General features: G+C 73.8%; 11 protein-coding genes. 6 read left to right on the top strand and 5 right to left on the bottom strand.

Features of this window, described 5'->3' with window-relative positions; translation table 11 throughout:
- Positions 1-15 precede the first annotated feature (15 nt).
- From OG906_RS31445 to OG906_RS31435, 3 genes are all read left to right on the top strand, one after another.
- Entirely contained in the window at positions 16-2,475 is a 2,460-nt protein-coding gene (locus tag OG906_RS31445; RefSeq protein ID WP_329447439.1) for a SpoIIE family protein phosphatase, read from the top strand.
- A 114-nt stretch (positions 2,476-2,589) separates the two neighbouring features.
- Positions 2,590-4,524 (top strand): flavin monoamine oxidase family protein, encoded by a 1,935-nt coding sequence (locus OG906_RS31440; protein ID WP_329447438.1) that lies wholly within the window; start codon positions 2,590-2,592, stop codon positions 4,522-4,524.
- Positions 4,525-4,722: 198 nt separating this feature from the next.
- Positions 4,723-4,962, top strand: coding sequence for a chaplin (locus tag OG906_RS31435; RefSeq protein ID WP_267799327.1), 240 nt, complete (start codon positions 4,723-4,725; stop codon positions 4,960-4,962).
- Between the two features lie 59 nt (positions 4,963-5,021).
- Here the strand turns inward: OG906_RS31435 and OG906_RS31430 are convergent, their stop codons facing one another.
- The gene (locus tag OG906_RS31430; protein ID WP_329447437.1) at positions 5,022-6,464 is read right to left on the bottom strand and encodes an MFS transporter; all 1,443 of its coding nucleotides are present in this window, start codon (positions 6,462-6,464) and stop codon (positions 5,022-5,024) included.
- 625 nt (positions 6,465-7,089) lie between these two features.
- Between OG906_RS31430 and OG906_RS31425 the strand changes: the two genes are divergently transcribed.
- Positions 7,090-7,392, top strand: a complete 303-nt coding sequence (locus OG906_RS31425) for a response regulator transcription factor (protein WP_329447436.1) — start codon at positions 7,090-7,092, stop codon at positions 7,390-7,392.
- A gap of 64 nt (positions 7,393-7,456) precedes the next feature.
- Here the strand turns inward: OG906_RS31425 and OG906_RS31420 are convergent, their stop codons facing one another.
- The 4 genes from OG906_RS31420 to lanKC all read right to left on the bottom strand — a co-directional run bounded on the left by OG906_RS31420 (position 7,457) and on the right by lanKC (position 14,052).
- Entirely contained in the window at positions 7,457-9,298 is a 1,842-nt protein-coding gene (locus OG906_RS31420) for an ABC transporter ATP-binding protein (RefSeq protein WP_329447435.1), read from the bottom strand.
- On the bottom strand, positions 9,295-11,208 hold the full coding sequence (locus tag OG906_RS31415) for an ABC transporter ATP-binding protein (protein ID WP_329447434.1): 1,914 nt from the start codon (positions 11,206-11,208) through the stop codon (positions 9,295-9,297). Before OG906_RS31415 ends, OG906_RS31420 begins: the two co-directional genes overlap by 4 nt.
- A 76-nt stretch (positions 11,209-11,284) precedes the next feature.
- On the bottom strand, positions 11,285-11,419 hold the full coding sequence (locus OG906_RS31410) for a SapB/AmfS family lanthipeptide (RefSeq protein ID WP_053678097.1): 135 nt from the start codon (positions 11,417-11,419) through the stop codon (positions 11,285-11,287).
- Positions 11,416-14,052: a class III lanthionine synthetase LanKC gene (gene lanKC / locus OG906_RS31405; RefSeq protein WP_329447433.1), complete on the bottom strand. Its 2,637-nt coding sequence runs from the start codon at positions 14,050-14,052 to the stop codon at positions 11,416-11,418. Before lanKC ends, OG906_RS31410 begins: the two co-directional genes overlap by 4 nt.
- A 379-nt stretch (positions 14,053-14,431) precedes the next feature.
- Between lanKC and OG906_RS31400 the strand changes: the two genes are divergently transcribed.
- On the top strand, positions 14,432-14,974 hold the full coding sequence (locus tag OG906_RS31400) for a TlpA family protein disulfide reductase (RefSeq protein ID WP_329447432.1): 543 nt from the start codon (positions 14,432-14,434) through the stop codon (positions 14,972-14,974).
- 393 nt (positions 14,975-15,367) lie between these two features.
- A complete protein-coding gene (locus OG906_RS31395) occupies positions 15,368-18,010 on the top strand; it encodes a SpoIIE family protein phosphatase (protein WP_329447431.1) in 2,643 nt (880 codons plus the stop codon).
- The last annotated feature ends 56 nt before the right edge of the window (positions 18,011-18,066 follow it).

Here is an 18,066-nt window from a genome sequence, read left to right as displayed (position 1 = left end):
GAGCCCGGACTCACCGTGAACAGCCCTCAGCACCAAGACGGACCGCGGGGTGAGAAGTCATCCCTGGAGGCGGACGACGTCACCGTTCCCGCTGCCCGCGGCTCCCGGCCCGGTGGGCCCGGTGCGGCCCGCCGGCTGGATCCCGGCGCCGACGTGGGCCCGCTGGCCGCCACCGTGGAACGCCTGCGCCGGGAGGTGCGCGAGGCGCAGTCCGCGTCGGACGGGCGGGCCCTGATCGAGATGGCCAAGGGCGTTCTCGTCGGCAAACTGGGGTGCGGTCCCGCCGAGGCGGCGCGGCAGTTGGCGATCCTGGCCGAGCAGTCGGGCACGACCGTGCTCGGTCTCTCGGTGGAGATCATCAACGAGGCGTCCCGGGACCGGGTCAGTGAGCTCGCGGCGGAGTTCCTGGAGCGCGCGGAGGCGGACGGCGACGGCCCGGACGGTGCGGCGGCGGTGCGGTTGCGCGCGGCCGAGAGCGGGCTGTTGTCCGCCTCGGACGCCCAGGCCGTGGCGACCGCGCTGTTGGAGAACGCGTTGGCTCCGCTCGGGGCGCACGGCGTGGTCATCTGGCTCGCGGGGGCGGACTCCTCGCTGACGCTGGCCGGGCAGGCCGGGTTCACCGAGGACGAGGCGCTCCGCTGGCGGTACGTGCCGCCCGAGGTCGCCACCTGCGCGCGTCTCGCGCTCGTCGAGCGGGGGCCCGCCTTCGTCTCGCGTCTGTCCGACTCCGGCATGCCCTCGATCGGGCGCCGCCGGCATCCGCACGGGGGACGCATAGCGGTACCGGCGGGGACGGGCGGCCGCATCCACGGGGTGCTGGAGGTGTGCTGGCCGCAGCCGCTGGCGCCGCAGCCGCCGCGGATCATCCGGCAGATCGAGGCGTTGGCGGAGCTGTGCGCCCACACGCTGGAGGATCCGACGGGCGCGGGCACGCCCTCGGTGCCGGGCCGGACGCCGCACGCGGCGGTGGCCGAACTGACTTCTCTCGCCGACCACTTGCACGATCCGGCGCTCGTCCTCACGCCGATCCTCGGCCCCGCGGGCGGCCTGACGGACTTCCGGGTCCACCACGCCAACGACCGTTTCACCGACCCCGCCGGTCGACCCCGCAGCGCCGTGAGCGGCTCCACGTTCCTGGAGGCCTATCCCCTGGCGGCCGAGGACAACGGACTCTTCGAGAAGCTGGAACGGGTCTACGCCACCGGGGAGTCCTTCCAGACCCGGCGGATGACGCTGACCGCCTTCATCGACGACGTGCCGCTCACCGGCGTGGCCGACGCCAGCATCACGCGGCACGGCGCCGCGCTCCTGTTGATCTGGCGGATCGAGGACGAGACCGCGCGGCTGGCCGGCCTGCTGCAACACGCGCAGCGGCTCGGCCGGATCGGCGGCTTCGAGGAGAACTTCACCACGGGCGAGATCACCTGGAACGGGCAGCTCTTCTCGCTGTACGGGCTGCCGGCGGGCGCCTCGCCGGTGCCTCTGGAAGCGCTCCCCGGTCACGCGCACCCCGATGACATCACCTCGATCAGTCGGTTCCTGCGCACGCTGATGCACTACCGGCGCGAGGCCTCCGTGGCCTTCCGCCTCCAGCGTCCGGACGGGGTGACCCGGCACATCCGCATCGTCGCGGAGCCCGTCCAGGACGCGGACGGCTCGCTGTTCGCCGTACGGGGCGCCTACCAGGACATCTCCGCACAGCATTGGACCGAGGTGGCTCTGGCCGCCACCCGGGATCAACTGGCCCACACAGAGGCCGAGTCGGCGGAGCGCAGCCGTCTCGCGTTGCAGTTGCAGCACGCGATCATGCCGCCCGCGCCCGCGCCGCTCGACGCGCCGGGGATCCGCATCGGCGTGCGGTACCGGCCTGCCGAGTCGCAGGCCCTGATCGGCGGGGACTGGTACGACTCGGTGGTCCTGCCGAACCGGCAGGTGCTCCTGTGCGTCGGCGACGTCGCCGGCCACGGCATCGAGGCGGCCACCGGCATGGTGGTCCTGCGCAACGCCCTGCGCGGCCTCGCGGTGACCGGCGCCGGGCCCGCCCAGTTGCTCACCTGGCTGAACGCGGTCGCCCACCACCTGACCAGCGACCTGACCGCGACCGCCGTGTGCGGGATCTTCGATCCGGACCGGCGGGTGTTGCGTTGGGCGCGCGCGGGACACCTGCCGCCCATCCTCGTGCGGGGCGCTCGGGCCACGGCCTTCCCGCTGGCCAAGGGTCTGTTGCTCGGTGCGGTGCCGAACGCGGAGTACACGGAGGAGGTGGTGCAGCTCGAAGCCGAGGACACCGTGTTGATGTACACCGACGGGCTCGTGGAACGCCGGGACACCTCCATGATGGATTCCCTGACCCAACTCCTGGGCCTCGCGCAGCGGGAGTCCCCGTCGCTGGAGAGCCGCCTCGATCGCCTGCTGACCCACAGCAGGTCGGACACGGACGACGACACCTGCCTCGTCGGGGTCCAGGTGCGCTGAGCGAGCCGACAGGGGGCGTCAGCATCGCGCCCTCAAGATCACGTTCGGGTGGTTCGTCGTCTCCCGGGCGCGTTCGGCGCGGGGAGATCGGGCCGGCGCCCCGAGGGTGGCTTCATGATCATTGAATCCTCCTCCGGCACTGCGGGCCAGACCTCCCGGCGTTCGTTGCTCGCCGGCGCGGGCGCCCTGGCCGTGGCCGGCGGGGTCGCCGCCGGCGCCGCCCCCGCCTCCGCCGTCACCACCACCGCGCCCGCCGCGGCTCCTTCGGCGGACTGGGACACCTGTCTGGCCGTCGCCCGTTCCGTCCTGGTCCGCGACGACAACGACGAGTCGCTGGTGCCGCGTTACGCGGACGTCCTGTTGAAGTCCGGTCTGCCCAGGTCCCGCAGGGCCCCCAGGAAGGTGCTGGTGATCGGAGCCGGCCCCGCCGGCCTGACCGCCGCCCACCTGCTGAACGCGGCGGGCCACCGGGTCACCGTCATCGAGGCCAACGCCAACCGTGTCGGCGGCCGCGTCAAGACCTTCCGCGCGGGCGGTCACGAGCGCGCCGCGGCCCCGTTCGCCGACCCGAAGCAGTACGCCGAGGCCGGGGCCATGCGCATCCCCGACAGCCACCCGCTGGTGACGGGACTCATCGACTCGCTGGGGCTGAACCGCCGCCCCTTCCACCTGGTCGACGTGGACCGCGCGGGCCGCCCGGCGTCCCGTACCTGGATCCTCGTCAACGGCATCAGGGTGCGCCGCGCGGACTACGCGCGCGACCCGCGCGCCGTCAACCGCTCCTTCGGCGTCCCCGCCGCGTACGAGAACGTCCCGGCCGCGCAGATCGTACGGGGCGCCCTGGCTCCCGTGCGCAAGGAGATCGACGGCAAGGAGGGGCGCGCACTCGTCGAGGGCTGGGCGCGGGTGATCCAGCGCCACGGCCACATGTCGATGTACCGCTACCTCACCGACGAGGCGAAGCTGGACGAGCGGACCGTCGACCTGATCGGCACGGTCGAGAACCTCACCTCCCGGCTCCACCTCACGTTCCTGCACTCCTTCATCTCCTCCGCCCTGATCAGCCCGGACACCCGCTTCTTCGAACTCCCCGACGGCACCGGCACCCTCGCGGACGCCATGTACGCACGGGTCAAGGACCTGGTGAGGCTGGACCGGCGGGTCACCCGCATCGCGCGGGGCGCGGCGGGCAGGTCCGTCACGGTGGAGACGGTGTCCGAGGGGCGCGGCGGTCGCCCCGTCGTGCGGGAGACCTTCACCGGCGACGTCGCCATCGTCACCGTGCCGTTCTCGGGGCTGCGGCACATCCCCGTCACGCCCGCCCTGTCGTACGGCAAGCGGCGCGCAATCACCGAGCTGCACTACGACGCCGCCACCAAGGTGCTGCTCGAATTCAGCCGCCGCTGGTGGGAGTTCACCGAGGCGGACTGGAAGCGGGAGTTGGAGGCCGTGCGCAAGGGCCTCCACGCCGACTACCAGACGGGCCGCACCCCGGGTGACGGCTCGTTGTTGGGTGCCCACCCCGCGACGCCGAAGGGCCGTGTCACGCAGGCTCAGCGCGCGCACTACGCGGCCTGCAGGCTCGTCGCCCGGGACCAGCCCGAGGCCGCCGGAGTCGTCGGGGGCGGCTCCACCAGCGACAACCCCAACCGCTTCATGTTCCAGCCCTCGCACCCGGTCCCGGGCAGCGCGGGCGGTGTGGTCCTGGCCTCCTACAGTTGGGCCGACGACGCCCTGAAGTGGGACGCCCTCGACGACGCCGAGCGGTACCCGAGGGCGCTGTCCGGCCTCCAGGACGTGTACGGGCAGCGGATCGAGGTGTTCTACACGGGCGTCGGCGCCACCCAGTCCTGGATGCGCGACCCGTACGCGTACGGCGAGGCCTCCGTGCTCCTTCCCGGGCAGCACACCGAGTTGTTCCCGCACGTCCACCGCGCCGAGGGCGGGTTGCACTTCGCCGGCTGCCACACCTCCGTCAAGCCGGCGTGGATCGAGGGCGCGCTGGAGTCGGCCGTGCGCACCGCCCTCGAAGTCCATCTCGGGGACTGACGGGACGGGCGCCCGTCCGGGGACTCCCCCGTGGTGGGGCGCACTTGGCCCACGGAGTCACTCGTGCGAGGGAATGACCGGGGCCGGGCCAAGCCGGACCGGGCGTACGGAACGAAACACTTGCGTGGGTCCCGACGGGGCCCCGGGGCACGCCCCTTCGCGGGGCGGGTCCGTCACCACCTTTGAAGGAGATCTCTCATGTCGCGTGTTCTGAAGACCGCCGGTCTCGCCCTCGCCGCCGGAGCCGTCGTGATCGGTGGAGCCTCGATGGCGTCCGCGGACGCCGGTGCGCAGGGCGCGGCGATCGGTTCCCCCGGTGTCCTGTCGGGGAACCTCATCCAGGTGCCCGTCCACATCCCGATCAACGCCTGCGGCAACTCCGTCAGCGTCATCGGCCTGCTCAACCCGGCGTTCGGCAACACCTGCGTCAACGCCTGATCGAGCGACGGGGACCGTGGTCCCGCCCTGCCGCCTCTGACGGGGCGGCGGGGTGACGGTCACGGCGCAGGAAGGGTTCCGGTCGTCCTCGGGGGCGACCGGCGGCCCGCCCGGATCAGCGGGAGGAGGGCGGCGGCGCCCAGGAGCGACAGGAGTGCGGCGACCCGCAGCACCTCCTCGATGGCCGGTCCGTCGGAGGCGGCCCGCTCCGCCGATCCGCTGAGGACCTCCAGCACGGTCGTCGCGACGGCCACGGCCATGGCGCCGAGCAGGACCAGCGAGGTAAGGACCAGCCCGGAGGCGGCGGCCAGGCGGTTCTCGGGGACGTACGACTGGGTGGCCACGTTCGTCAGGGCCCAGCCGAACCCCAGTCCGACGCCCACGACCGCGAAGACGGCGGTGTAGAGGGCGAGCGGGTTCGTCCACGTCAGCAGCAGGAGGCCGAGGCCGCTCAGGACCAGACCGCCGGCCATCAGCGTCTCGGGCCGCCACCGGTGGGCGAGGTGCCCGGACCAGTAGCTGGCGGCGCCCGCGCCGACGGACAGCGCGAGGAAGATCAGTCCGGCGTCGAGCGGGGACAGCCCGCGGGCCTGCTGGAGGTACAGCGCGGACAGGACCGCCACCAGGCAGTACACGATGTTCGACACGGAGCCGGCCAGGGTGACGGTCACGAACGGCCCGTTGCGCAGCAGGGACAGGTCCAGCAGCGGCTCGGCGGTCCGCCGTTCGATCACCACGAAGAGGGCGAGCAGCAGGGCTCCCGCGACCAGGCAGCCGAGGGTGGCCGGCGAGGCCCAGCCCCAGCGACCGCCCTGGTCGACGGCGATCATGATCGCAGTGAGACCGGCGGCCACGGTGACGGCGCCGGGCAGGTCCAGTCCGTGTCCGGCCTCCTCGTCGCGGGTGTCGGTGACGAAGCGCAGCATGAGGAAGGCGGCGACGGCGCAGAAGGGCACGTTCAGCAGGAACACCGCCCGCCAGCTGACGTGCTCGGCGAAGGCCCCGCCCACGAACGGTCCGAGCGCGGTGCCGATCGCGCTGAAGGCCAACACCGTGCCCACGGCGCGGCCTTGTCGGTCGTCGCGGAAGTGGGCGGTGACGACCGCGACGGCGACGGGGAAGATCAGCGCCGCCGTGGCGCCCTGCACCACGCGTCCGACGACCAGCCAGAGCTCGTTCTGCGCGGCGGCGCACACCACGGACACGAGGGCGAAGCCGGTCAGCCCCCACACGATGACGGTACGACGGCCGTGGACGTCGGCGGCCCGGCCGCCGGTGATCATCAAGGCTCCGAGGGTCAGCATGTAGCCGCTGACCAGCCACTGGAGGTCGGTGGTGGGCGTGGAGAAGTCCCGGGCGATCACCGGCAGCATCAGGTTGAGGGCGAACCAGTCCATCTGGACCAGGAGCATCGAGAGCGAGGCCGCCGCGATGACGGCGCGGTCCCGGCCGGAGAACAGCCGGCGCCCGCGCGATCCGGTGGCCACCTCGTCCACGCCCATCAGCACGTCCTGTCCGCAGCCCCCGCCAACCGCCAACCGCCACCACCAGCATGCGCCGGTGCGGGGCCACCGGCACGCCGAACCGATCGAACCCGTTCGAATCGAAGGCACGTTTGTACGAGGGTGCGCGGGCGCGGACGCGGTGCGGCGCCACACTCAAGTACGTTCCCCGCCAAAGGCGGAAGGCAATCCCCGAGGCATCTCGGCCAACGTTCCCGAACACCCCAGAGCGCCCCCACAGTGACGTTCCAGCAGACCGGTGCGGGGGCAGCCGCTTCATGCTGTTGTCGCTTACCGAAGGAGCAGTTCCGCTATGACGAAGGTCCTGGTCGTGCACAGCGTCCGCCTGGTCCGATCCGCCCTCGCAGCCCTGCTGAGATCCGAAGGCCCCTTCGAAGTCACCGCCGTGGGCTGGCGGGCCGCCGTACGCGAGACGGAGTGCTTACGGCCGGACGTCACGGTCGTCGACCTCGACTGTCCGGGCGCCGCTCCGCTCCTGGCGGGGATGGGTCGCAGGGATCGGCACTCCCCCTCCTCCCCCGCGTCCTCACCGATATTGGTACTGGCCTCGGCGGGTACGCCCGGATCGCTGCGGAGGGCGTTCCGTGCACCGGTGCTGGGGTGTGTGGACAAGGACGGCTCGCCGGGCCGCCTGGTACGGGCCGTGCGCCGGGTCGCGGCCGGTGAGCGCTTCGTCGACGCCTCGCTCGCGTCCGCCTGCATGGAGGCGGACCCGGTACCGCTGAGTCCCCGCGAACTGAGCGTGCTGGCCCGCGCGGCGGAGGGCGATTCGATCGCCGAGATCGCCAGTGCCCTGCACCTGGCCAGCGGCACCGTGCGCAACTACATGGCCGCCGCCACGCGCAAGGCCGGCGCGCGCAACCGCATCGACGCCATCCGCATATCCCGCAGGGAGGGCTGGGTCTGAGACCGCGGCCGCCCGCGAGCCGAGGCCGGGGCCGAGAGCGCCCCGCCCGGGGGCGGCGCCCGTCTCAGTCCTCCCCGGTGGCGTTCCAGAGCCCCACCAGGTCCCGGTACAGGGGTGATCGGGCCGGGAGTTCCTCGTGCGTGCCGCACACCGCCCGGGTCCCGTCCAGCACGAGGACCCGGTCGGCCCGGGCCGCCGACGAGATCCGGTGGGCCACCACGACGAGGGTGCCCGGGCGGGCGGCGAGGGCCTCTTCGGCGCGCGCCTCGGTGCGCGGGTCCAGATGACAGGTGGCCTCGTCGAGCAGCAGCAGCGGAGCGGGCGAGAGGTGGGCGGCGGCCAGGGCGAGCTGCTGGCACTCGCCCTGGGACAGTCGTTGCGGCGCGACGGCCCCGTCCAGGCCGCCGAGCCGCTCGACGAGGCCGCCCACACCCAGGGCGGTGACCGCCTCGCGCACCCGGGCGTCGTCGGGTGGACGCGCCCCGGGGCACAGGTGGGTCAGGTTCTCCCGGACGGTGCCGGTGAAGACGTAGGCCTGCTGGGGCAGCAGTGTGCGGCGCGGATCCGGCTCCGAGGCGTCCCGCTCGCCGCGTGCGGCCGCCCCGGCGACCAGGACCGTGCCCCGGTCGGGGCTGAGCAGCCCGGCGAGCAGCGCGGTGAGCGTCGACTTGCCGATGCCGCTCGGGCCGACGACGGCGAGGTGCTCGCCCGGGCGGACGACCAGGTCGAGGTCCTCCAGTACGGGGGCCGCCCGGGGGCCGTAGGCGAAGGTCACGCCGCGGAGCTCCGCGGCGGACGGCGGGACGGACGGCGCCGCGGGCGCCGGTACGGGCGCAGCGGGCGCGGGGGGACGCGACGGCCTCGGGTCGGGGGCGGGGGCGGGCGCTGCCTCGGCCTCGGCCTCGGGCTTGGGCTCGGGCTCGGGCTCGGGCTCGGCCTCGGCCTCGGGCTCGCAGAAGCGCTCCAGGACCACCAGCAGCCGGGTGCCGGCGGATCCCAGGGCCGTCATCAGGGCGTGCAGGGCGGGCAGCAGCGCCTGTACGAGGTAGGTGAGGGCGCCCACCAGGGTCCCGGCGGTCACCCCCCGGTCCAGCAGCCACGGGGCCGCCACCAGCAGGGCGATCACCGGCAGCCGGCCCGCTGCCCCGAGGGCGACGGTACGCACGGCCGCCCACCGGGCGAGGCGGCGGGTCAGCCGCTCCTGTGCCCCGATCAGGGTCTCCACCCCGGAGGCCGCGCTCGCTCCCCCGCCGCAGGCCACGATGTCGCGCAGCCCCTCGCCGACCGCGCCCACCCCGCGGGACAGCGCCTCGTCGGTGTCGAGGGAGTCGCGTTGTACGCCGGCCATGGGGCGCAGCGTGGCGAGGAAGAGGCCGAGGCCCAGCAGCAGCGGGGGCAGCACGACGAGCAGCAGCACGGGGGCGAGGGCCGCCATGCCGGCCAGCGCGCCGACGGCCGTGAAGACGAACGAACGGGCCGTGAGGACGATCCCCGCGAAGGAGTCGCGGGCCATCTCCGTCTGCTGGGTGAGCCGGGAGACGGCACCGGCGTCCGCGGCGCGGGACGGGTCGGCGACGGCCCGGTCGAGGGCGTGTCGCACGGCCCTGCGCACGAGTCCGTCGCGCAGCGGTTCCACCAGGTCGGCGAGGGCGGCGAAGACCCCGCGCAGCGCGAAGGCGCCGAGCAGGGCGCCGAGTCCGGCGACGACGAGCCAGCCCAGGCCGACCCCGGTGCGGCCGGCGAGGAAGCCGTCGTCGAGGGCTCGGGCCACGCCGTAGCCGGTGAGGAAGGTGTGGGCGGACTCCAGGAGCGACCAGCCCCCGAGTCGCGCCAGTGCGGGGGTGCGGCCGCGCAGGAAGCGGCGCGCGTCGGGGCTCACCCGCCGCCAGGTGCCGTGCTCGTTCACCGGGCCGCCCCCTGACCGCTCGGGTCCGCCGTGCGGGCGGGCTGACCGCTCGGGTCCGCCGTGCGGGCGGGCTCCGGAGCGGGTCCGGGCTCCGGCGCGGATCCGGGACCGGGCTCCGGCGCGGGATCCGGGCGCGCGCCCGCCGCGAACACGGCCCGGTAGTGCGGATCGCGCCACAACTCGACGTGCGGGCCGGTGGCCCGAATGCGCCCCTCCTCCAGCCACACCACGAGGTCGGCCCGGGCGGCCGAGGAGATCCGGTGCGCGACGACGATCCGGGTGCCTGCCCGAACCTGTTCCGCGACGGCCCGCTCGACCTCGCGGGCGGTGACCGTGTCGAGGCTGGAGGTGGCGTCGTCGAGGATCAGCAGTCGGCCGGCGCGGCAGAACGCCCGGGCCAGGCCGAGGCGTTGGACTTCCCCGCCGGACATGGGGGCCTCGGCCACCGGTGTGTCGTACCCCCGGGGCAGGCGTCGTACGAACAGGTCCGCGCCGGCCGCCCGGGCGGCCCCGCGCACCGATTCGGGATCCGGCGTCGGACCGGCGCCGAACGCGATGGCGTCGCCGACGCTGTCACCGAGCAGCGCGGGCCGGTGGAAGGCGTGCCCGACGTCGCGGCGCAGGGCTTCGGCGGTCAGTTCCCGCAACGGGACACCGTCCAGCAGCACCTGCCCGCTGTCGGGGTCCGCGAGTCGTCCGGCGACGGCGGCGAGCAGCGTCTTGCCGGAGCCCGAGCCGCCCACGACGGCCGCCGTGGTCCCGCCCGGGACGAGCAGGTCGATGTCGCGCAGCACCGCGGTTCCGTCGCGCGTCACGTGTACGCCGCGCAGTTCCAGGGTGCCGGGGCCGCCGTCGGGCAGCCGCCGGTCGCCGTGTTCCAGGGCGGGCAGGTCGAAGAGTTCGGCGGTGCGGCGGGCGGCGGCCCGGCCGCGCACGGCGGCGCTGAGCTTGCCGGTGACGGCCCCGATGCCGGCGGCGAGGCCGGCGTAGCGCACGGCGGCGAGGAGTTCCCCGACATCGAGCGCGCCGGCGGACAGGCGGATGCCGCCCACGCCGAGGACGACGTACAGCAGGAGCGGCATCAGGGCGGTGGTGCGGGCCATCGTCGCGCCGTAGACCTGCCACATCCGGCGCCCCTCGGTGTCGAGGTCGGGCAGTCGGGCGAGGATCCGGGCGCGTTCCCGGGCGGCGGTGCCGGCGGCGGCGATGGTGCGCGCCCCGGCCAGGGCCTCGACGAGCCGGCCGGCGGTCGCGAGTTGGGCCCGCTGGTAGCGGGAGACGATGGTGGAGGAGTCTCGGGCGAAGGCCCTCAGCAGGAGGACGAGCGGGGGCAGGCCGGCGACGAAGGCCAGTGCGGTCCAGGGGTCGATGACGAACAGCGCGACGAGTCCCCCGATCGGCGGCAGCAGCGCGGCGATCCCGGTCGCGAGGGTGGCCGGTACGGTGCCGGCCTCGGTGGCGTGCGCGGTCAGTCGCGCCGCGATCTCGCCGGGGGCGAGCCGGGCGGCCCGGTGGGGCGCGGTGCGCAGCAGCCGGGAGAGTCCCAGCCGGCGCAGCCAGGCTGTGGAGCGGGCGTCCACCGTGCCGGTGAGCCGGGTCGTGGCGGCGTCCAGGAGCACCTCGGCCACGATGACGGCGGCGCACAACAGGGTCCAGTACGGGGCTGCCGGATCGCGGCGGAGCAGGAGGTCGAGGGTGAGGCCGAGCAGAGCGGGTTCGGCGAGGGCGGCGACGGAGGCGGCGGTCGCGCATCCGAGCACGGCGGTCGCCCGTCCGGTGCTGTGGCGGGCGGCGTCGCGGAGCGCGCGATCGGCGGAGCGGGGGTCCTCGGGGCCCGTGGGGGTCGCGTTGCCCCGGGAGCGTTCGTGGGTGAGGACGGCCGGTTCCGGCGGGTCGTCGTGCGGGGTCATCCGCGGCGGCTCCTGAGAGGTGGGTCGGGGCCCGGACGGCGAACCGTCCGAGCCCCGTACAGGCCTGACGACCTGGTTAGTTACAGGTCGTGATGCTCAGGCTGCTGTCTCCGCAGAGCAGCAGGCTCGCGCGGCTTCCGCCGCCCGTCATCGCGGCCTCGGTGATCTCTTCCTTGGGGGTTTCCATCGACTGCAGGTCAAGAAGCGTCATGTCAGTTCCTCTTCTTCTCCGGGGATGTACCGATGGGTCACGGCCCCTTGCGGGACCGGCTTGGGGGCCGCTGCGGCGTCGCGCAGCGGCGGAAGGAACGGCAGGTGCGCGCGCCCGCCGGGCGCGGCGCTGCCGAGGGCGAGGAGAGCGCCGGCCGTGCCCGTGGACAGGTCCATGGACAGGCGCATCATCTGCTCGCCGGGGAAGGCCAGTTGGCCTTGGTAGGGGACGGCGTGCCGGGCGAGGGCGTCGATCTGCCGCGCGATGTCGTCGGGCCGCGTCCCCGGTCCGGGGGTCGTGGTCCGGGCGAGGTGCAGGATCATGCCGGCCGCGCCGCGGAAGAGTCCGGGCTGGGCGTAGAAGGTGGCCTGGGCGGCCGCCACGATGCCGCGCCGGGCCTCCTCGAAGCGCGGGTCGGCCCCGTGCTCCAGCCAGTCGTCGAGCACCATGCCGATGCCGGCGCTGCCCTCGCCCAGGTAGGGCATGGTCCGCCAGCCCTCGTTGACCTGGAGGGTGCCGAACGCGCTGGTCACGCAGCGGTCGAGGTCGCGGTGCAGGGCCTGTGCGGCTCGCGCCAGGAGTTCCGTGTCGCCGGTGCGTTCGTACAGGCGCAGGAAGAGCAGTGCGGGACCGGCGTTGCCGTACAGCAGTCCCGCCCGGGTGAGGTCGGGGGCGGAGCGGGCGACCAGTTCGGCGCAGCGCAGGGCGGCGTCGTGCAGGGCACTCTCCCCGGTCGTGGTGCCCAGGGCGTCCAGTGCGAGGCCGACTCCGGCGAGGCCGCTGTGCAGGTCGGGGCCGACGGTCTGCCACGGCTGGCGCAGCAGCTGTTCGGCGAGGGCGAGGGCGCGTTCACGGTGCCCGAGCCGGTCGAGGGTCCAGGCGGTGCCGGCGAGGCCGTCGTAGAAGCCGAGGGGTGTGCCGGAGTCCGGCTCCTCGGTCCGCTTGAGCAGCCACTTCTCGGCCTCGGGCCAGGGTTCGGCGCCGGTCTCGGCGAGGGCGTAGAGGACGCCCGCGGCGCCGTGTCCGAAGCCGATTCCGCCGCCGGCCGCGGCGAACTGGGCGATGTCGCCGGGGAAGAGCCTGTCCTCGCGGTCCAGGGTGGCCGAGGCGCGCAGGGCGGCCGTCATGGACGCGCGGGCGCGGGACCAGTCCCCCGGTTCGACGGGCAGGTACGGGCCGGTGGGCACGGTCGGGCGATGGCCGGGCTCGCCGGGCGGCGGGTCGTAGAGGATCTCCTCCACGGCCTCGTCGAGGAAGGCCCTCGGTACGGGGAACTGTTCGGCGGCGATGTCGGCCAGGTGTGCGGCCTTCGCCCGGTCCAGTACGAACAGGCTGGTCAGTGGCAGGAACAGGGCGAGTCTGAGGCAGGCGAGGGCGTAGCGGTCGACGGAGAAGCCGCGTCGTCCGGCGGGAGCGACGAACGCCGGGTTGGCGACGGTCTGCCGCAGCCCTTCGTCGACGTGGGCGGCGGCCTCGAAGTCCAGGAGCGCCACGGAGGGTTCGCCGTCCTCGTCCTCCGCCACCATGATGTTGAACAGGTGCAGGTCGTTGAAGACGACCCCGCGGGCGTGCACGGCCTCCACGGCCTCCGTCACCCGCCGGTGGATCGTCAGCGCCCACCGGGTGTACGAGGCGAGCTCCTCCGGGTCCGGTTCCGCCTCGATCAGCGGGTGGCGGCGGGCGAAGTACGTGTTGAGCGGCTTGCCCTCCAGGTACTGGAGGACGAGGAAGTGGTGGTCGCCGACGGTGAAGGTGCCGCGGACGGACGGGACGCAGTCCAGGCCCTCCAGCCGTTCCAGGGCGGTCCGCTCGCGGTGCAGCCGGGCCACGGCGTCGGCTCCGTCGGCGGCGAGTCCCGCATGGGGGCGGGCCTCCTTCAGCACCACCGGTTCGCCGGTGCGGCTGTCCGTGCCGGCGTAGACGCCGCCTCCGTTGGAGAAGTGGAGCGCGCGCTCGATGGTGTAGGGCACGTCGGTGAGCGTCACGGCCGAACGCGCGTCGAGGTGCGGCTTCAGGAACGCCGGGAGGTCGACCCACTCGGGCGGTTGGAACGACGGCCCGCGGGGGTCCGGGACGAGTCGACCGTCGGGGGTCTCGATCGCCGGCACGAGTTCGCCCCGCGCGTCGTAGCAGTGCCGCAGGGTGAAGCTTCCGTAGCGCAGGTGGACCGGTCCGGCGCCCCAGCGCAGATCGCTGAGGATGTACGGTCCGGGCTCGCCGGTCAGCAGGGCGTCGAGGTCCTCGGCGATGCGCCGGCACTGCTCCTGGTCGGCCGGGTACACGGTGATGAACTTCCCGCTGGCCGCGCGGTCGGCGTACTTGGCGTTGCGTATGTGCAGCAGGTGGCGGCTCGGCACGAACTTGAAGGCGATGCGCCGGGGCACGCAGTAGGCGTGGACGCGGTCGAGGATCGACTCGGCGTTGTCCAGTCGGGCGGAGACGTGGATCTTCCAGCCCTGGGCGGGGAGTTCGACACCGAGGGGGCGCAGCGCGTACCAGTCGCCGGTGCGGTGCGAACGCCACCCGGTCGGCACGGGAGCGAGGGCCGGGCCGTAGTTCTCGTCGGCCCGTCGGTACGGGGCGTCGTAGAACCAACGGTCGGCGTCGCAGAACGCGGCGTACCCCTTGTTCACTCCTGCTCCCTCGGTCGGTGACAGGAACGAAGGTGTCACGCGGAGCGACGGCCCCGACAGTCGCCGCTGTCACCGATCGGGTGTGCAGTACGCACGAGTCACTTGGCGGCCCGGGAAGGCGATCGCGGGGCGCGCCGGGGGCACGGCCGGGGCGGGCCGAGGGGCGTGGGCGGGATGGGCCGAGGGGCGTGGCCGGATGGGCCGAGGGGCGTGGCCGGATGGGCTGTCGGGGTGAAGCAGCCGCTCGCAGCGCGCCGCCTCCCGTCCGATCATCTGACTGGCCGTAGATTCCCTTGCGTCCGGGGAGCACCGGCGCGACAGACCGGTCCCCTTCGCTGCGACCGTCGGCGTACGGTCCGGTCCCGCCCGGGAGAGTGCCATGCGTTCTCGTGTCGCCGCCGCCGTCCTGCTCCTCGCACTGGGCCTGCCGCTGACCGGCTGCTCGTCCGACGGGGCGGACCCCGCCACCCGGGGGGCCGCCGGCGCACCGGCCCCCGGCCGTCAGGCAGCCCCCTCCCATCTGCGCTTCACCGCCAAGACCCTGGACGGCGCGGTGTTCGACGGAGCGGCGCTCGCGGGCAAGCCGGTGCTGTTCTGGTTCTACGGGGCCGCGTGCGCCGAGTGCCCGGCCCAGGCCTTCGAGACCGCGGCCAAGGCCGACCGCTACGTCGGGCGCGTCCACGTGGTGGCCGTCGCGGAACCGGGCACGGGCAACGGACTCCAGGGCTTCGCCGCCCCGGCCGGAGCGGGCCGCCTCCCGCACCTCTCCGACGTCGGCCACGCCCTGCGGGACCGCTTCCACGCCGAGGGCATCAACACGTACGTGCTGCTCGACGAGGACGGCGAGGTGCTCTACAAGGGCGCCGGAGCGGAGGGCGACAAACTCGACGGGGAGCTCGCGGCCCTCGCCTCCGGAGCCTGACGGGGGTCGGGGTGGAGGTCGGGTCCGGCCGGTCACGCGCCACGTGCCGGGGGCGTGCCGCCGGTGCGGCGACCACGAGCCGAGCCCCGGGCACGTCCGGCTCTACCGATCGGCCCCTCCGATCGGCCTCTCCGCCGGCCCGTGACCGGGCGAGAGGGTCGTGGTGACTCGATGTGCCTGCGCCGGGACAGCGTGTCGCGTGAGGCCGCGTGAGGGGCCCGTGGCCGCCTCCGGCGCCTTCCCGACCGGCCCCGCGCCCCGTTCGACCGGCGCCGCCCCGGCCCCGTGAACCGCCCCGTCGGCCGAGAGAACAGCGCGAATCACGACCCCGACGGCCATGCGGTGCTACAAATAGTCTGTGACCCATCCTTGCAACCCGTGCCGGGGACGTCGGTGCGGTCACTGAGCCGGAATCGGCCGCGAAGCGTCGCCCGACAGGTATTCGTCCTTCAGGTGGCGATCGTGGTGCTGCTCGCGGCCGGAGCGGTCCTGGCGCTGGTGCTCCAGTCCCGCCACGACGTCGACCGTGAGGCCCGCACCCGCTCGGTGTCGGTCGCGCAGACGGTCGCCCATTCGACCGGGATGTGCGCCGCGCTGCGGTCGTCCGACCCCGCCAAAACCCTTCAGCCGCTCGCCGAGTCCACGCGCAAGGACGCCGGGGTGGACTTCATCGTCGTGATGGACACCGAGGGGATCCGCTACAGCCATCCGCTGCCCGACCGCATCGGCAAGCGGTTCGTGGGCACCATCGAGCCCTCCCTGGCCGGCGAGGTGCACACCGAGAGCGTGCAGGGCCCTCTCGGCAAGGAGATCCAGGCCATCGTGCCGGTCTACTGCGACGGCAAGGTCACGGGACTGGTGTCGGCCGGGCTCACCGTGAAGAACGTGTCCGGAGTCGTCGACCGCCAGCTCCCCGTCATCCTCGGCGCCAGCGCGGCCGGACTCGCCCTGGCCACCGTGGGCGCGTGGCTCATCAGCAGGCGACTGCGCCGCCAGACGCACGGGCTCGGCCCCGAGGAAATGACCCGCATGTACGAGCACCACGACGCGGTGCTCCACTCGGTCCGCGAGGGGGTGCTCATCACCGACGGCGGCGGACGGTTGCTCCTCGCGAACGACGAGGCGAAACGCCTGCTGAAACTGCCGGCCGACGCCGAGGGCCAGTACATCGGGAACCTCTCCGGTCTCGACCGGACCGTGTGCGACCTGCTGCTGTCCGGCCGGGTCGCCACCGACGAGGTACATGAGGCCGGGGAACGACTCCTGGTGATCAACCAACGGCCGACGCGGCCCGGCGGCGGGCCCGAGGGCGCGGCGGTCACCATCCGGGACTCCACCGAGATGCGCGTCCTCAGCACCCGCGCCGACGCGGCCCGGCGACGGCTGAGGCTGCTGTACGACGCCGGGGTCGGCGTCGGCACCACCCTCGACGTGGGGCGGACGGCCCAGGAACTGGCCGACGTGGCCGTTCCGCGGTTCGCGGACTTCGCGACCGTCGAACTGGCGGAAGCCGTCCTGCACGGGGACGAGCCCAACAGCACGGCGCCCGACCTGCTCCGCACCGGTTTCAGCGGCATCGCCGACGACGTGCCGCTCTACCCGCGCGGCAGGCTGATCGACTTCCGGCCGTCCACGCCCCAGGCTCGCGGTCTCACCACCGGCCGGGCCGAGCTGATCCCCGATCTGGCCGACGCTCCGGGCTGGTACGCACAGGACCCGGAGCGGGCACAGGCCATCCTCGACTACGGCGTCCACTCCCTGATCACGGCCCCCCTCAAGGCGCGGGGCGCGGTACTGGGCCTGGTCAACTTCTGGCGGTCGCGGAAGGACGAGCCCTTCGACGAGGAGGACCTGTCACTCGCCGAGGAACTCGTGGCCCGGGCCGGTGTCACCATCGACAACGCCCGCCGCTACACCCGCGAGCATGCCCTGGCCGTGACCCTCCAGCGCAGTCTGCTGCCGCGCGACCTGCCCGAGCAGAGCGGCGTCGAGGTGGCCCACTTCTACCTGCCGGCGCAGTCCGGGGTGGGCGGCGACTGGTTCGACGTGATCCCGCTGCCCGGCAGCAGGGTCGCGCTCGTCGTCGGCGACGTCGTGGGCCACGGGTTGCACGCGGCGGCGGCCATGGGACGACTGCGCACGGCCGTGCTCAACTTCTCCTCGCTGGACCTGCCCCCCGACGAACTCCTCAGCCGGCTCGACGACCTCGTCCAGTACATCGACCAGGGCGGGGACGGCGGATCCGACGGCGGCCTGCTCGGGGCCACCTGCCTGTACGCCGTCTACGACGCGGTGACGCAGCGCTGCACCGTGGCGCGCGCCGGGCACGTGCCCCCGGCGATCGTGCGGCCCGACGGCAGCGTGGAGATCCCCGAGCTCCCCGCCGGCGCACCCCTGGGACTGGGCGGCTTCCCGTTCGAGTCGACGGAGTTGGAGCTGCCGGAAGGCTCCCAGCTGGTGCTGTACACCGACGGGCTGATCGAGGACCGCGCCCGCGACATCGACGAGGGTCTCGATCTGCTGCGGGCAGCGCTCGCCCACGCGGACCGCAAGCCCGAGGACACATGCCGGGCTGTTCTCGCGCAACTCCTGCCCGTCCGCTCCCGCGACGACGTGGCGCTGTTGGTCGCACGGACATCGGCGCTGCCGGCGGACCGGATCGCCGAGTGGGAGGTGCCCTTCGAACCGAGTTCGGTCGGCGCCATGCGGGCCCATGCCGTGCGGAAGCTGGAGGAATGGGGCCTGTCCGAGCTGGCGTTCGGCACCGAGCTGGTCCTCAGTGAACTCGTCACGAACGCGATCCGCCACGGCTCCGCGCCGGTGCGCGTGCGGCTGCTGTTCGACCGGATGCTGACCTGCGAGGTCTTCGACGGCAGCAGCAGTTCGCCCCGTCTGCACTACGCCACCACCACGGACGAGGGTGGCCGCGGACTCTTCCTCGTGGCCCAGATCAGCCGTCGCTGGGGCGCCCGGTACACGCCCGACGGCAAGGTCCTCTGGTCCGAACAGGCCTTGCCGGAGCCCGAGGAAGCCTAGGTCCTGTCAGAGAATCTTGCCCCTGCTGACCCGATGCGGCGTTCGGATGCAGCGAT

It is taken from the genome of Streptomyces sp. NBC_01426 (genome assembly GCF_036231985.1).
GTDB lineage: Bacteria > Actinomycetota > Actinomycetes > Streptomycetales > Streptomycetaceae > Streptomyces.
Note: the sequence above shows the minus strand (reverse complement) of the source record. Positions and strands in the feature narration are given on the sequence as shown.

Bases quoted from the DNA above. Each gene is read 5' to 3' on its own strand.
- OG906_RS31440 (WP_329447438.1), top strand. From the start codon at position 2,590: ATGATCATTGAATCCTCCTCCGGCACTGCGGGCCAGACCTCCCGGCGT.
- OG906_RS31435 (WP_267799327.1), top strand. From the start codon at position 4,723: ATGTCGCGTGTTCTGAAGACCGCCGGTCTCGCCCTCGCCGCCGGAGCC.
- OG906_RS31430 (WP_329447437.1), bottom strand. From the start codon at position 6,464: ATGGGCGTGGACGAGGTGGCCACCGGATCGCGCGGGCGCCGGCTGTTC.
- OG906_RS31415 (WP_329447434.1), bottom strand. From the start codon at position 11,208: ATGACCCCGCACGACGACCCGCCGGAACCGGCCGTCCTCACCCACGAA.
- OG906_RS31410 (WP_053678097.1), bottom strand. From the start codon at position 11,419: ATGACGCTTCTTGACCTGCAGTCGATGGAAACCCCCAAGGAAGAGATC.
- OG906_RS31400 (WP_329447432.1), top strand. From the start codon at position 14,432: ATGCGTTCTCGTGTCGCCGCCGCCGTCCTGCTCCTCGCACTGGGCCTG.